We start from the raw sequence: 14,024 nt of genomic DNA, 5'->3' as shown, positions 1-14,024 counted from the left end.
ACTACCGAACGACTTTGAATTTTCGGTGTACTTGCGGACGCTTTCGCGGGCAAGCCCGCTTGTGTCGTCCGCAGAAGCGAGGCTCACATCGAACCCCGTGGGAGCAGGCTTGCCCGCGATTGACGGCGCAGCCGTCATGTTTTCAACGGCTCAACCTTGCGCGTCAACAGCTCCACGAATGCCTTGGCCATCGCTGACTTCTGATCCTTGCGTTGCACCAGCCACACCGCCGACACCGCCGCCGGATCAAGCAATGGCCGATAAACCACGCCATCAATCCGCATCCGCTGATAGGACGCCGGCAGCACCGACACGCCGAGCCCCGCAGCGACCAGGCCAATGATGGTCATTGCTTCGCCTGCTTCCTGGGCAAAGTGCGGACTGAAACCGGCGTCTCGGGCCAGGCTGAGCAACTGTGCATAGAGCCCGCTGCCATAGCTGCGCGGGAAAAACACGAACGGTTCGAGGGCCAGCGCAGACAGGAACAATCCTTCCTCACTGTCATTGACCAGCGGATGCTTGGAGCTGAGTACCGCCACCAGCGGTTCACGCATCAACTCGACGACGCTCAGGCAATCCGGCAGTCCGAGCGGTCGCATGATCCCGACTTCGATCGACTCATCCACCAAGGCATCGGCCACTTGGGTACTGCTCATTTCCCGCAGGTTCAAATGCACCGCGGGGAAACGCTGACGAAACGAAAAAATCGCTTGGGGAATCGTCGAGTTGAACGGTGCCGAAGAGGTAAAGCCGATTTTCAGTTCGCCTAGCTCACCCAACTGCGCCCGGCGCGCCACATCTGCCGCCTTGTCGACCTGCGCCAGTACCAGTCGCGCCTCTTCGAGGAACAATCGACCGGCTTCGCTGAGCTCGACCCGACGATTGGTCCGCTCGAACAAGCGTGCACCGACTTCCTGCTCCAGCGCCTGAATCTGCTGACTCAAGGGTGGCTGGGATATGCCCAGCACCTGTGCGGCGCGGCCGAAATGCAGTTCTTCGGCAACGGCGATGAAGTAGCGCAGGTGACGCAATTCCATGAAAACCTCATTAGGTCGTTAAAGCTATCAAACAGGTCGAACAATATATTGGATTGAATCATTAGCCAGCTATATGCTTTTTTCATTGCCTGACCGGCTGCGCTGCTCCGAGGTTCAACGTGAAAACTGCTGTCGCCCCACTCACCCATGAAGTTCCACCCGCTGCACAGGACGATGTCGTCACTGAGCGGGTGGAGATCTACATCGAAAAAGGCACGCCGGCGTTCATGCGCACGGTATTGGCACTGTTCTGTGGCGGCTTTGCCACTTTCGCCCTGCTCTATTGCGTGCAGCCGATGATGCCGCTGTTGTCCAGCGAATACTCCATCAACGCGGCGCAGAGCAGCCTGATTCTGTCGATCGCTACGGGCATGCTTGCCATCGGCCTGCTGATCACCGGTCCCGTCTCCGACCGTATCGGACGCAAGCCGGTAATGGTTGCGGCGCTGTTTGCCGCCGCCCTGTGCACCATGGCCAGCGCGATGATGCCGAGCTGGCACGGCGTGTTGGTCATGCGTGCGCTGATCGGGCTGTCATTGAGCGGCTTGGCGGCGGTCGCGATGACCTATTTGAGCGAAGAGATTCACCCACAACACATCGGTCTGGCCATGGGTCTGTACATCGCCGGCAACGCCATCGGCGGGATGAGCGGTCGGCTGATTACCGGGGTGTTGATCGACTTCGTCAGCTGGCACACGGCAATGCTGGTGATCGGTGGCCTGGCGCTGATTGCCGCGGCAGTGTTCTGGAAATCCCTCCCTGAATCACGCAATTTCCGCGCCCGCTCATTGCATCCGCGCAGCCTGCTGGACGGTTTCACCATGCACTTTCGCGACGCCGGCCTGCCGTTGCTGTTTCTCGAAGCGTTCGTGCTGATGGGCGCGTTCGTCACGCTGTTCAACTACATCGGCTATCGCTTGCTGGCCGAGCCGTATCACATGGAACAAGCCTTCGTCGGCCTGCTCTCGGTGGTGTACCTGTCGGGTATCTACAGTTCGGCGAAAATCGGCTCGCTGGCTGACAAGCTCGGACGGCGCAAAGTGCTTTGGAGCACCATCGTGCTGATGCTCGGCGGCCTCGCCCTGACGATGTTTACCCCGCTGCCGCTGGTGATTATCGGCATGCTGATTTTCACCTTCGGCTTCTTCGGCGCCCACTCGGTCGCCAGCAGTTGGATCGGCCGCCGTGCCACCCGGGCCAAAGGACAGGCGTCGTCGCTGTATCTGTTCAGCTACTACGCTGGATCGAGCATTGCCGGCACGGCGGGCGGGGTGTTCTGGCACCTGGGCGGCTGGAACGGCATCGGCCTGTTCATCGGCTCACTGCTGGTGATTGCACTGCTGGTGGCGCTGAAACTGGCGAAATTGCCGCCGTTACCCGCAAGCGCTGCTATCTGAGCACCACCCGCGCCTCCAGCAATCCATCGCGCGCCTCCAGTGTCAGCGATTGCAGTGTGGAGCCGTCGCGTTCGAGGCGGTCCAGCCATGGCAACAGCGCCATGGCGTCGCCGCTGAGGGTCAGGCGTAATTGATCGTTGTCGCTGTCCATCTGATGCAATTCAAGGCCTGCCGCCGTAGCGCTGTCGCTGATGCGCCGTGACAGCGGCTGGTTGGCTGATTGCGCAACGCCAAGGGGTTGTGCCTGCTGCAATTGCGCCGCGAGTGTCCATTGTTGTTGATAGCGGCGTTCGGCTGTTGCGAGTCGTTGTTGGGTTGGCTGCCAAATCAGCAGGTATGCCGGAACGCCCACCACTAAAACACCCAGTGCCAATAGCAGTCTTCGTTCGCGCAAAGAAAGCCGCTGAAACTTTGCAGCGATTGTGCTCAATCCGCTCAATTTCATGCGCCTTGCTCCACGGTCAGAGTCGCCTGCACCCGGTTGTTGTGCTCCTTGTTTGCGCTGTCGAGCCGAACCGGCAGACCTTGCTGTCGACCCCGTTCGCGCAGCAGCTCCAGTTCGGCAAAGTTGCTGGCCGTCAGCTGGATTCGCCAGCCATCGCCCTCGCGAAACTCGATGCGCCGGACTTCGACATCGCTGGCACCGATCACTTGCTCGACCAGTCTGACCAATCCTGCAATCCGCCCGCCTTGCGCCTGTGCGCCTTGGCTTTGCAGGTTTTTGAGTTGTGCCGCGAGGTCGACGATGCGGGTCTGCTCGGGGTACAACGTCTTGAACTGTTGCTCACTGCGGCTGTAGAGCTGACGACTTTGATTGTCGAGAAAACGGACACGCGTTTCACTCGCGCCCCAGTTCAGCAGTGCAAGCAGCAGCATCGCGATTACGCCGAGGCGCCAAGGCAGGCGGATACCCCGTGGGGCGAAATCGCCCTGCAACAAATTGATCGCCTGGCCCTGTTCCCGCATCAACCATTGATCACACTCGATGTTTGCCTGACGCTCATCGCGCCATTGGATGTCCGAGGGCAAATGAGGCCTCATCAACGCCAATCCGTCATCGGTCAGTGTCAGGCGAGCGGGCAGCCCCCCACCCAGCATCCAACGGCCAAACCACCAGATGCCGAGCGCTTGATCCCGAGGCAATACGTCGGCGTCGATACACACCGAGCGCACGTCAATTCCCGCCTCTCTCAGCAGCGCAAGTACAGCGGCAAATTGCTCCCGGTCAATCAACATCAGCGGATAACGCCCCAGTGGGTCACGCACGCCAATGCTCAGGTGCAGATGCTCCAGTGCTTCGCTTAATTGCTCTTCAATGGCGAAAGCGAGGGTTTGTGCATCGGGAGCGCGTCGGGACGGCCAGGGTTCACTGCACAGCCAACTGCACAATTCCATGGGAAGCAACAGATCTACGGGTTGGCCTTTCAGTGTCTGTGCTGCGTCGCTCAGGGTCATGGGTTGTCGTTGACCGGTTGCAGACCACCTGCAGCAGGGCCACTGCGCCGAAGGTACAGCCAGGCCTTGCGGGGTCAGGTAGAGCCAGTTTTTCATTGCGCTATCTCGTTGCTGTTCGACGGCAGTAACCGCCGTTGCAGAATGTTCAATTGGCGCGTCTTGGGGTCGCGTTCGACATCGGTGGTCAAGCGCAGACGGCTCTGCCCGTGGGTGACGTGGACGGTGATTCGATACCAGCGGCTGTCGATGCCCAGGCCGTGGCTGCTCAAGCCTTTGCCTGACAACAGCGGGTCCTGGGTGAAGGCCTGAACGCTCGACCAGGGCGTCGTCGAGCGCTGGCGCAGCAATGCATCCGCTGCGGCCGCTTCGACACCGTCCAGTGTGCGCAGAAGCAGCGCCGGGGCCGTGTTGATGTTCAGCGAAGCGCCCACGGGCAACAACGCGACCCAAGGTTCCAGTCGACGCAGATGTTCACCGTCGATATCGGGCAATAGGCGCAACTGACTCAGATCTCGCAAGGCACCGACTTGCTCCAGGTGCAGCTCGGGCAGTTCCAGCAGCGCCAACAAGCGCGCCCAACGCTTGAGCGTGACCTGATCAACCTGCCCCTGAATCAACAGGGCATTAAGATTGAAGCGTCCGGCCAGATCCTCGATGGCAAAGCTGATCTGCGCGTCCTCCATGACGAAAGCCGGGATCTGATCAGGTAGACGGTCGCTGTCTTTGTGCTGTGCCATCAACAATGACAGCGCCAAGGTTTCTCCGGCCATGCCGAGCTGACGCAAATGCAGTTGATGCAGTTGTTGCCCGGTGCTTTGCAGCAACAGTCGATGGCTGCGCAGCACGCCACCGATGATCACCAGTGCCAGGCTCATGACCAGCAACACGCTGATCAGCGCCACACCGCGTTGGCGTGTCCTCACAACAGTGCACCCGGCAACAACATCACTCGACGGATCGCCTGGTATCGTCCCGTCGATACCTGCATTTCCAGGGCCAGCGGTGCCTCTGCGGTAAGCCAGTCGCCGCGCCAGCCGGTGCGAGCGTCGAACAGACGCCAACGCAAGTCGCGGACATCATCGAGCAGCTTTTGCCGCTGCACCACCGACGAGCCTTCTGCCCGGCTCTCTCGCCACAACGCGCCATTGTCGAGACGGTAAGTCAGCGCTTGCCGCTCGCTGCGCGGCAGGTCCAGCGGGTTGCGCCAATTACCGCGCTGCCATTGCAATTGTGTCTGTTGCAATACGACTGGCTGTTGCGTGATGTGCAGCACGTCACGCTCAATCACGGCGATGGCGCGCTGCAAACTACGCAACTCACGCTCATGGGCAGTACTGCCCTGCTGCACCCGTACCACACCATCGAACAGCGTCCAGCTGGCCAGCCCCAACACGGCGAAGATCGCCATGGCGATCACCAGTTCCAACAGGGTGAACCCGATCTGCTTATTCATCACGATCAGCGATCCAGGCACTGACTTGATGCAGGGACTGGTCACGATCGGCCAGGCTGACTTCAATGTCGACTGTGAGCAGGCGCGGCTCCGAGCTGTCACCAACACGCTGGCGCAGCAGCCAGTCGCGACTGGCCATGTGCACCGTGTGCTGCGACTGCCCATTGGCTGGAGCGGATTGCAGACGCAGTTCATTGAGTTGATTGTCCGCCACCCACGCCGCCAACAGCCGTTGTTCGACGACAGCCGATTGCTTGACCACGTATTGGCTCGCAGACAGCACAGCAGTCGCCAGGGTCGCAAAAACCGCCAGCGCCACCATGATCTCCAGCAGAGTGAAGCCGTCCATGCGTGAGGCCAGACAGGGCTTAACCATCAATCACCACCTCACCAATGCCATCGCTGGAAAGGCTCGACCAGATCCGGTCCCTGGCCTCGAACGTCAATGTGAACGTGCTGGTTTCATCACTGCTCAGCATCAGTAGTTGAGGCGGGCCTTCGTCAGCGCCCAGGCTGACGGAATAACCATCCTGCTTCAGGCGCAACCGCAGATGATCGGGCCATCGATAAACAGCGGTCAGCGCTTCCCAACCCCGCACCTCGAGCCGCATCGCCCGATATCCTTCGGCACTCAAGCGCACGCCGTATTCCTGCCCGTCGATGACCGCTCTTTCGCGCAATTGCCGAATGACCCCGGCGAGGGCGTCCGCTTCGCGTCGAGCCTGTTGCGCGGGGTTCATGCCGGTGGCGAAACTGACCATGCCCGCCAGCACGCCGATCAATACGATCACGATCATCAATTCCAGCAAGGTAAATCCTCGACAACGACGCGGCATCAATCAACCGCCCCAGTTGCCGATGTCGGCCGCATGCCCTTCACCGCCCACCACGCCATCGGCACCAAGGGAGTACAAATCGTAAGTGCCGTCGACCGATTGCACACCGGGATTGAGGTACTGATAGGGTGTATTCCACGGATCCACCGGCACAGATTTCAAGTAGCCATTGGGGTTCCAGTTGCGCGCTGCAGGCAGGCCGGACGGGCGTTTGCTCAAGGCTTCAAGCCCCTGTTGCGTCGAGGGATAGTTGAAATTGTCGAGGCGATACATCTCCAGGGCAGTGGCGATGGCCTGGATGTCGACTTTGGCGGCGGTGACTTTGGCCTGATCGGGACGGCTCATGAACTGCGGTACCACAATGGCCCCCAGAATGCCGATGATGACCACCACCACCATGATTTCGATGAGGGTAAAACCGCGTTGCAAAGGACTGCGACGTAAAGCGTTCATGGATCAATTCACCAATTGGTTGAGGCTGAGTATCGGAAGCAGAATCGCCAGCACGATCAGCAGCACCACGCCGCCCATCAGCACCAGCATCGCGGGCTCGAATAGACTCACTACCAGCGCGATCCGCGCGGCGAGGCTGCTTTCCTGTTGTTCGGCGGCGCGGCTGAGCATGCGGTCGAGTTCGCCGGCCCGTTCGCCACTGGCGATCATGTGCAGCATCATCGGCGGGATATCGCCGCTGATTTCCAGGCCACGGGTCAGGGTGCCGCCTTCGCGGACCGCACGGGCAACGTCGGCCATGCGCGCGCGAATGCTCAGGTTGCCGATCACAGCGGCGGCGATTTCCAGTGCGTCGACCAGGGGAACCGCGCTTTTACCGAGAATTGCCAGGGTGCTGGCGAACCGTGCGGCTTCCATTTCCCGCAGCAATTGACCGGCGATCGGCAGATTCAAGACCGACCGATGCCAACGCATCCGCCAGAGCGGCTGACGCAGACTCCAGCGCCAAAGGCCGCCCACCATCGCCAGCGCGCCAAACAGCCACAGGCCATGGCTGCGCAGCCCGTTACTGACACTGATCAAGGCCCGGGTCAGCCAGGGTAAGGGTTGCCCGCTGTCGACGAAGATTTTCACCACGTCCGGCACCACGTAACCCAGCAGAAAGCCGACGATGACAACGCTGGCGAGCATCAGGATCAACGGGTACACCAGCGCCATCTGAATTTTTTGTCGCGACGCCTGGCGGGCCTGGGTATACGCCGCCAGCTGCTCCAGCACATGCCCCAAATGGCCCGAACGTTCACCGGCCGCCACGGTGGCGCGGAACAATTCAGGGAATGCCTTGGGAAATTGCGCCAGCGCCGCGGCCAGTGCATGGCCCTCCATCACCCGGCTTCTGACGGCTGACAGCAGCCCGGCAATCCGACGTCTGGCACTTTGTTTCGCGACAGCCTCAAGGGCTTCTTCCAGAGGCAAACCCGCCTGAACCAATGTCGACAACTGCAATGTCAGCAGTGCCAGATCGGCGGCACTCAGCCGCCCAGCGCCCGGTGTGGAATTCATGCCGCCAGCAGTCCGGATCTCACTCACGTCGCGGGGCCACAGCCCGCGCGCACGTAACAGTTGCCGGGCGTGGCGAGGGCTATCGGCCTCCAGCCGCCCTTTGCATCGACGGCCCTGAGCATCATCTGCGCGGTAATCGAAGGTCGGCACGTCCTAGTCCTCCCGAGTCACGCGCAGCAACTCGTCGAGGCTGGTCTGGCCGTCGATCACCCGCTGTCGGCCATCCTGAAACAGGCTGCGCGCTCCCTTGCGAGCCTCGTCGGTCAATGCCTGCTCGCTGGCACCCTGATGAATCAGCGTCGAGATTGCCGGCGTCACGCTGATCAATTCATAGATGCCGATCCGCCCGCGATAACCGTGCTGACATTGTTCACAGCCCACGGCCCTGAACAGTTGCAACGTCGTCGCCCTGCTTAGCCCCAGTCGCTGGCAAGCCGCCGCATCAGCGCCGTACGGCGCCTTGCAATGCGGGCACAACGTTCGCAGCAACCGTTGGGCCAACACCCCCACCAGTGACGAGGCCAACAGATAGGCATCCACCCCCATGTCCACCAGACGCGTCACGGCACCGACCGCGCTGTTGGTGTGCAACGTCGACAGCACCAGATGACCGGTCAGCGAAGCCTGCACGGCAATTTCCGCCGTTTCGCGGTCGCGGATTTCACCGACCATCACCACGTCCGGGTCCTGCCGCAGAATCGCCCGCAACCCCCGGGCGAAGGTCATGTCGACTTTCGGATTGACCGGCATCTGCCCGACGCCGGGCAGGTGGTATTCGATGGGATCCTCGACCGTCAGGATGTTGCGAGTCTGGTCGTTCAGGCTGCTCAACGCAGCGTACAGGCTGGTGGTTTTGCCCGAACCGGTAGGCCCGGTCACCAGCAAAATCCCGTGGGGTTTACTCAGCAATTGCTGCAACGCCAAGAGGATGTCATCCGGCATCCCCAGACGCGACAACTCCAGGCGCCCGGCCTGTTTGTCGAGCAGGCGCAAGACTACCCGCTCACCGTGGGCTGAGGGCAACGTCGAAACCCGCACATCCACTTCATGCCCGGCCAATCGCAGGGCTATTCGGCCATCCTGCGGCACCCGCTTTTCGGCAATATCCAGCCGCGCCATGACCTTGATCCGCGACACCAGCAGCGTCGCCAGTTCCCGCCGTGGCCGAAGCATTTCCCGCAGCTGCCCGTCGACGCGCATACGCACGCAAAGGTACTGCTCGAAGGTTTCCAGATGCACATCCGAGGCATGCTCACGTACCGCTTCACTGAGCAGCGCGTTGATCAGGCGGATGATCGGCGCATCACCCTGTTGTTCAAGCAGGTCGGCGGTTTGCGGTACCTGGTCCGCCAGACTCAGCAGGTCCAGTTCTTCGTCCAACCCTTGAGCGACTTGCTCGGCAGCGCTCTGGCCTTCGCGGTATGCCGTCGCCAGCCGAGTCGCAAATTCATCCGCAGGCAACAGCCGCATCGGAAGGTCCCGAGCACAGCGCCGACGGACTTCGGCCAACGCGGTCAGCGGTGTATCACTGCGCAGCACAATGCGGGGCTCGCCTTCCTCCCACACCAACAGCACGCCGAAACGCCGGGCGAAACCAAAGGGCAACGACTCTGCACCCTCCATCGAGCGGCTCATGGCGCCGGTGGCGCCGACTGGCGCAGGTCGAACACCGGCGCATTGGAAACCGGCTCAAACAACTGACGCGCATCCGCTGGCAGGAGCAACGAGTTGTTTTCCCGCGCCCCTGGCTGACTCAAGTCCCGCAGTGCGTTGTAGCGTCGCTGGCTGACATCGCTGAGGTCTTCTGTACTGCGCACAATGGTCGGCCGCAAGAACACCATCAGATTGCTTTTGGTTTGCGTTTCCCGGGTCCAGCGAAACAACGCCCCCAGGTATGGAATATCGCGCAGTAGCGGCACTCCGCTTTTTTGCGTACGCACGCTGTCGCGGATCAGGCCGCCAATAACGATGATTTCACCGTCATCGGCCAGAATGGTGCTCTTGAGCGCGCGTTTGTTGGTGATCAAGTCTGAAGAGTCGATGCCTGAAACCGACGGCGCGATATCCGACACCTCTTGCTCGACCTCAAGGCGCAGGGTCGAGCCTTCGTTGATGTAGGGTTTGATCTTCAGGCTGATGCCGACGTCCTTGCGTTCAACCGTGGTGAACGGATTGTCCGCACCACTGCTGTTGGTGGCGTAGGAACCGGTTTTGAACGGTACGTTCTGGCCGACGATGATTTCCGCTTCCTGATTGTCCAGGGTCAACAGGCTCGGGGTGGACAACAGGTTGCTATGGGTATTGCTGGCCAGCGCTGAAATCAACGCGCCGAAACGATCACTGCCCAGGTGCAGCAGCGCGCCTTCCGGCGCCGATTTTTTCTCGTCGAACTTCAACCCGCCGACGATAGGAATGTCGGTGCCGGGAAAGTTGATGAAGCCTTTCGCGTCACCAGTGTTCAAGCCCCACTGCACGCCAACGGCTTCGGCAATGTCGCCGGAAATCTCGACGATGGCAGCATGGATCAGCACCTGCGCTCGCGGCTGATCCAGCTGACGCACGATGCTTTCGATGGTCCGGACCTGTGCCGGCTCGGCAATCAGTACCAGCGCATTCTGGCTCTCGTCGGCCTTGATCATGAATGTCGTACTGGACGCGATGTCCTTGCCTGCGCCAACGGCCGGAGCGACTTTTCGGCCCTGGCCCATGCTTTCCAGAATTTCCGCCAGCTGCCTGGCATCACTGTGACGCAGACGGATCACCCTGGCGTTGTCCGGGGTCTCGGTCGCCGGGATATCCAGACCACGAGCCAGCTCGGTCAAGCGTTGGCGAACCGCCGGCGGACCAATGAGGATCAGACGGTTGGTTCGCGTGTCAGCCAACACCTGAATCGAGGTATCGGCATTACGCTTGCCCAGTGACGATTCCATCACCGACACCACGTCGCTGACCTGAGCGTGGCGCAGCTGAACCACGGCGTGCATGCTGCTCTGCCCGGAATCCAGTTGTCGCACCACGTGGGCGATTCGTTGCGCATTGGCCGCCGTGTCGGTTATCACCAACGCATTGGCGGATACCGAAGGCCCGACGTAGCCATTGACCGAGACCAGTGGCCTGACCAGGCCTGCAATGTCGTTGGCACTGCTGGTGTTCAATTCGATGACCTGAGTGACGAATTGCGACGCCGTGGTGTTTTTTGCCGAACCGATGCCGGCACGAGTTTTTGCTTCGCTCACGGGCGTGATCAGGATCCGGTCGCCTTCATCGATGACCGTGAAGTTATGGGCATCGAGCACCGAGTAGAACAGGCGCCGAACACCCTCACGATCGAGGGCCTGACGGGACATCACCGTGACGCGCCCGGAGACCCTGGGATCGAGCACCACGGTAGTGCCGAGAATGCTGGAAATTTCCTCGACAATGTCCCGCAGCTCGGCGTTGTTCATCGCCAACTGCCATTTTTCTTCTGCTGCCTGAAGTCCCCAGGGGAAGGCCAGGCTCAACAACAACGCAAGCAAAAGCAGCGGGCGAAAACGACGTACGCCAAGGAAAAGCTTCATGACTGTGATCACTCTGACGGCCCGGATAACGGGTGTAGATAACGCGCGGGAACAGCGGAGTCGTGCAGGTCGTCCGGCGACTCGAGTTGACGCAGAGAACGCTCGGCGGGTGGTAGCAGTGCGAGTCGCTCTTCTCGCCCCTTGTTCCACAGCACCACTTGATTCGCCTCGACACGACGCAGCACGCTGCCACCCGGCAAGCGCTCGCCTACCTGATACATGCGCGAGCCTTGAGCATCGACCAGCAACGCTCTGGACGCACCGTTGCTGACGACAAAACTGGCCTGCAAGGTCAGCGGCTCGGCACTGGCCAGCAACGTTGTGCCTTTCATCAGCCCCATGACGGTTGCCACGGCCGTGGCATCCGAAGGCGCTTGGGAGGGTGACGGCGCTGCCGCAAGAACCGGCAGAGGCATGGCCAGATGTTCACGAAAACGCCACTCTTGCCACAGCAGAAATACCGCGTAGCCAATGGGCACCATCAGCAGGCAAAAACGGCCCGCTACGTTCAATGAATGCTTCATTGGCGGATCACTCGAACCTTTCGTTAGAACGATTGCCGCACAATCGCAGAGACATCCGGCGCAATATCCGGTGCCCGCGTGCCTCGTGCACGATCACCGCGCCCACGTGCAGTGCAATCAGTGCCGCAAGCACCCCACACGCCCACACATGCACCGTGGTGAACAGCGCGAGAAGGTCGGCGTCGTCCAGCGGCTGAGCAATCTGGAACAAGCCGAACACATCGATCGGGCGGTCCATCATCAGGACACCCGTGATCAAAACCAGACTTACGGTGAAATAAATCAGCACGTGAGCAAGCAATACCAGCCGTTCCATGAGTGCTGAAGCCAGCACATTCATGTGCTGGAGATGCCAGGCAAAAATAAACAAACGCCAGAAGAAAACCGGAATGAACACTGTGGTCAATGAAACATTGATAAAAGCCACCCGGTGCTTGATCGGCGCCGGCACATCAATGCCGGCTGCATAGAAACCGGATGCCAAGGTCCAAACGATGACCATGGCCGATATCCAGTGCAGCAGCACACGTTGCCTGGAGTAACCCAAAACCGTCATTTTCAACTCGATGTTCAAAAAAACTTCAGGCGACCTTCACAGGCCACCTGAAGTCATGCGAAAGGATTTAGAGTTTGTTCCACGCCATGTGCCAATGCGCACCGACGCCAGGCTCAAATCCATTAGCGCTTGGGCTGAATTGCTTGCAATAACCCGACTCAGGGAAAGGTTTGCACTCAAAGACGTCGCCGCTTTGGGGATGCATCACTTTGGTCCCGGCGGTGTAGCCGCTGATGCCTTCCGGGAACACGAAGTCGTAGTCGGCGCCAGCGCCTTCACCCGTCAACTTCGTGGTCTGGGTATCCTGGCGAGTGGTCCGACCGTCGAGGGTTGTGCCGACCAGGGTCAGGGTATGGGCTCCAGGATTACTGCGAACATCAATCGCCAGCCAGGAAGCACCGCTGTCCACTTGAGCAGAAGTGGAGCCAACCGGCTTGTTGCTCGCGTCGAACAACGTCGCTTCGACGTTCATCTTGCGATTGGACATGATGCTGAAATCGACCTTGGCCAGGCCTTTGTCCAACACATACTCAGCTTGTTGCGAGGCTACCGAGAGACGAGCCGCGGTATCTTCCTCCATCTTCAATTGCACTTCGTAACGGGTCACGCCGCTTTCTTTCTGTGCGTATACGCTGTTGTTGCCTTTGACCGGTTCGATGTTGCCGCTTTCATCGCGAACGCCTGCGCGAACCAGTTTATGAGCCTTGTTGATAGCTTCTGCCAACTTGAACGACCAATTGGCGGGCGAGCCTTCATCGGCCGACTCGATGGCAATCTCGACACTGTATTCAGGGTTCTCGCCATTGGCGGAGAACGCACGTGCCTTGACCTTGTCCCCGACCAGCAACGCGGTCGAAGGCGAAATGCTGCCCACGGAAGCCCAGCCACCCGGCAGCTCGGGTTCTGCCAGGATGTTCACGTCTGCCACGTTGTAGAACGCGGCGTCGGTGTCGCCGACGGTCCAGATTGCCAAAAGGACGTGGTGACCGGATTTGTCAGCAGGGATGGTGCAGTTGTGTTTGTCACTGTTTGACGGCTTCTGATTGCCGCCGTCGATGGTGCAGAACGGCGTGCTTTCGAACGTGGCACGCTTGAGCGCTTCGTTAGGGTTCCAGCCGTTTCGGCTAATGAAATATTCGTGTTTGGTGGCTGGGTGAGCGGCCGTGTAGCGCCACTGGAAATCAATCGTGCGGTCCTTGATTTCCGTCAGTTGCCAACGGGTCGCTGATTGGGCGTCCAGGGCGGAGAAGCTCGAGTGACCGCCGCTTGCAATCTTGCCATCGACCGGCCCCTGCAAAGGCGCGCCACCGACACCAGCGGGAAAGCCCTTGAAGGTTTCACCGACACTTTGTGGCTCGTATTGCGCGCCGCCACAGTTGGTATTCACACCTTTCTGACAGGCCAGTGCACGCGACGGCGGTGTTTCCAGATAACCATGAGCAAAAGCACCTTGAGATGCCAACATTGCCGATAACAGGATCATTGAAGAAGTGCAGGCAGCAAACGCACTTCCCTTGTAAGAAGTATTTTTCATCAAATGAATTCCAGACTGCTTATCGAAATTTAAGGCGCGCATTGCTGGCGCCACTGTTTGCGATGTTGCTCATCCTCGGGGATGAACAAGTGTCTGAAACCTTACTTGGATGATGGCGTTTTCTATGTAGGGAAAGTCTCTCCTAGCCGCGGGAACA

The 14,024-nt window shown here is 60.0% G+C and carries 15 protein-coding genes; 1 reads left to right on the top strand and 14 read right to left on the bottom strand.

The window, feature by feature from the left end:
* Nucleotides 1-134: 134 nt before the first annotated feature.
* Nucleotides 135-1,037 carry a LysR family transcriptional regulator gene (locus D8U69_RS07230; RefSeq protein ID WP_056852282.1) on the bottom strand — a complete coding sequence of 301 codons (903 nt, stop codon included), beginning with the start codon at nucleotides 1,035-1,037 and terminating at the stop codon, nucleotides 135-137.
* Nucleotides 1,038-1,156: 119 nt separating this feature from the next.
* Here D8U69_RS07230 and D8U69_RS07225 point away from each other — a divergent pair, with 119 nt between their 5' ends.
* A complete protein-coding gene (locus tag D8U69_RS07225; RefSeq protein ID WP_130907003.1) occupies nucleotides 1,157-2,434 on the top strand; it encodes an MFS transporter in 1,278 nt (425 codons plus the stop codon).
* On the opposite strand, the gene gspM is transcribed toward D8U69_RS07225, so the two are convergent.
* The 13 genes from gspM to gbpA are packed head-to-tail and all read right to left on the bottom strand — an operon-like array spanning nucleotide 2,427 to nucleotide 13,867.
* Nucleotides 2,427-2,879 carry a type II secretion system protein GspM gene (gene gspM, locus D8U69_RS07220; RefSeq protein WP_241667780.1) on the bottom strand — a complete coding sequence of 151 codons (453 nt, stop codon included), beginning with the start codon at nucleotides 2,877-2,879 and terminating at the stop codon, nucleotides 2,427-2,429. The two genes, D8U69_RS07225 and gspM, sit on opposite strands and share 8 nt — an antisense overlap.
* Nucleotides 2,876-3,985 carry a type II secretion system protein GspL gene (gene gspL / locus D8U69_RS07215; RefSeq protein ID WP_130907002.1) on the bottom strand — a complete coding sequence of 370 codons (1,110 nt, stop codon included), beginning with the start codon at nucleotides 3,983-3,985 and terminating at the stop codon, nucleotides 2,876-2,878. Before gspL ends, gspM begins: the two co-directional genes overlap by 4 nt.
* Nucleotides 3,982-4,812 (bottom strand): type II secretion system protein GspK, encoded by an 831-nt coding sequence (locus D8U69_RS07210; RefSeq protein WP_130903913.1) that lies wholly within the window; start codon nucleotides 4,810-4,812, stop codon nucleotides 3,982-3,984. Before D8U69_RS07210 ends, gspL begins: the two co-directional genes overlap by 4 nt.
* The gene (locus D8U69_RS07205) at nucleotides 4,809-5,342 is read right to left on the bottom strand and encodes a type II secretion system protein GspJ (RefSeq protein ID WP_130907001.1); all 534 of its coding nucleotides are present in this window, start codon (nucleotides 5,340-5,342) and stop codon (nucleotides 4,809-4,811) included. The genes D8U69_RS07210 and D8U69_RS07205 overlap by 4 nt, the downstream gene beginning before the upstream one ends.
* Nucleotides 5,335-5,718: a type II secretion system minor pseudopilin GspI gene (gene gspI / locus D8U69_RS07200; RefSeq protein ID WP_130907000.1), complete on the bottom strand. Its 384-nt coding sequence runs from the start codon at nucleotides 5,716-5,718 to the stop codon at nucleotides 5,335-5,337. Before gspI ends, D8U69_RS07205 begins: the two co-directional genes overlap by 8 nt.
* Nucleotides 5,711-6,178, bottom strand: coding sequence for a type II secretion system minor pseudopilin GspH (gene gspH, locus D8U69_RS07195; RefSeq protein WP_056852276.1), 468 nt, complete (start codon nucleotides 6,176-6,178; stop codon nucleotides 5,711-5,713). Before gspH ends, gspI begins: the two co-directional genes overlap by 8 nt.
* Nucleotides 6,179-6,181: 3 nt before the next feature.
* Nucleotides 6,182-6,631 (bottom strand): type II secretion system major pseudopilin GspG, encoded by a 450-nt coding sequence (gene gspG, locus D8U69_RS07190; protein WP_056852275.1) that lies wholly within the window; start codon nucleotides 6,629-6,631, stop codon nucleotides 6,182-6,184.
* Between the two features lie 3 nt (nucleotides 6,632-6,634).
* Nucleotides 6,635-7,843 carry a type II secretion system inner membrane protein GspF gene (gene gspF / locus D8U69_RS07185; RefSeq protein ID WP_130903910.1) on the bottom strand — a complete coding sequence of 403 codons (1,209 nt, stop codon included), beginning with the start codon at nucleotides 7,841-7,843 and terminating at the stop codon, nucleotides 6,635-6,637.
* Nucleotides 7,844-7,846: 3 nt separating this feature from the next.
* Nucleotides 7,847-9,328 carry a type II secretion system ATPase GspE gene (gene gspE, locus D8U69_RS07180; protein WP_130906999.1) on the bottom strand — a complete coding sequence of 494 codons (1,482 nt, stop codon included), beginning with the start codon at nucleotides 9,326-9,328 and terminating at the stop codon, nucleotides 7,847-7,849.
* Nucleotides 9,325-11,253 carry a type II secretion system secretin GspD gene (gene gspD / locus D8U69_RS07175; protein WP_130906998.1) on the bottom strand — a complete coding sequence of 643 codons (1,929 nt, stop codon included), beginning with the start codon at nucleotides 11,251-11,253 and terminating at the stop codon, nucleotides 9,325-9,327. Before gspD ends, gspE begins: the two co-directional genes overlap by 4 nt.
* An 8-nt stretch (nucleotides 11,254-11,261) precedes the next feature.
* Nucleotides 11,262-11,777, bottom strand: coding sequence for a type II secretion system protein N (locus D8U69_RS07170; protein ID WP_130906997.1), 516 nt, complete (start codon nucleotides 11,775-11,777; stop codon nucleotides 11,262-11,264).
* A 7-nt stretch (nucleotides 11,778-11,784) separates the two neighbouring features.
* Entirely contained in the window at nucleotides 11,785-12,351 is a 567-nt protein-coding gene (locus D8U69_RS07165) for a cytochrome b/b6 domain-containing protein (protein ID WP_347238261.1), read from the bottom strand.
* Between the two features lie 49 nt (nucleotides 12,352-12,400).
* Nucleotides 12,401-13,867, bottom strand: a complete 1,467-nt coding sequence (gbpA, locus tag D8U69_RS07160) for an N-acetylglucosamine-binding protein GbpA (protein WP_130906996.1) — start codon at nucleotides 13,865-13,867, stop codon at nucleotides 12,401-12,403.
* Nucleotides 13,868-14,024: the final 157 nt, after the last annotated feature.

It is taken from the genome of Pseudomonas sp. Sample_16, from assembly GCF_004307665.1.
GTDB lineage: Bacteria > Pseudomonadota > Gammaproteobacteria > Pseudomonadales > Pseudomonadaceae > Aquipseudomonas.
The sequence above is the reverse complement of the archived record's forward strand: the minus strand, read 5'-3'. Positions and strand labels throughout refer to the sequence as shown.

Excerpts from the sequence above, each read along its gene's own strand:
- D8U69_RS07230 (WP_056852282.1), bottom strand. The coding sequence starts at position 1,037 with ATGGAATTGCGTCACCTGCGCTACTTCATCGCCGTTGCCGAAGAACTG.
- gspM (WP_241667780.1), bottom strand. The coding sequence starts at position 2,879 with ATGAAATTGAGCGGATTGAGCACAATCGCTGCAAAGTTTCAGCGGCTT.
- gspL (WP_130907002.1), bottom strand. The coding sequence starts at position 3,985 with ATGAAAAACTGGCTCTACCTGACCCCGCAAGGCCTGGCTGTACCTTCG.
- D8U69_RS07205 (WP_130907001.1), bottom strand. The coding sequence starts at position 5,342 with ATGAATAAGCAGATCGGGTTCACCCTGTTGGAACTGGTGATCGCCATG.
- gspI (WP_130907000.1), bottom strand. The coding sequence starts at position 5,718 with ATGGTTAAGCCCTGTCTGGCCTCACGCATGGACGGCTTCACTCTGCTG.
- gspH (WP_056852276.1), bottom strand. The coding sequence starts at position 6,178 with ATGCCGCGTCGTTGTCGAGGATTTACCTTGCTGGAATTGATGATCGTG.
- gspG (WP_056852275.1), bottom strand. The coding sequence starts at position 6,631 with ATGAACGCTTTACGTCGCAGTCCTTTGCAACGCGGTTTTACCCTCATC.
- gspE (WP_130906999.1), bottom strand. The coding sequence starts at position 9,328 with ATGAGCCGCTCGATGGAGGGTGCAGAGTCGTTGCCCTTTGGTTTCGCC.
- gspD (WP_130906998.1), bottom strand. The coding sequence starts at position 11,253 with ATGAAGCTTTTCCTTGGCGTACGTCGTTTTCGCCCGCTGCTTTTGCTT.
- D8U69_RS07170 (WP_130906997.1), bottom strand. The coding sequence starts at position 11,777 with ATGAAGCATTCATTGAACGTAGCGGGCCGTTTTTGCCTGCTGATGGTG.
- gbpA (WP_130906996.1), bottom strand. The coding sequence starts at position 13,867 with ATGAAAAATACTTCTTACAAGGGAAGTGCGTTTGCTGCCTGCACTTCT.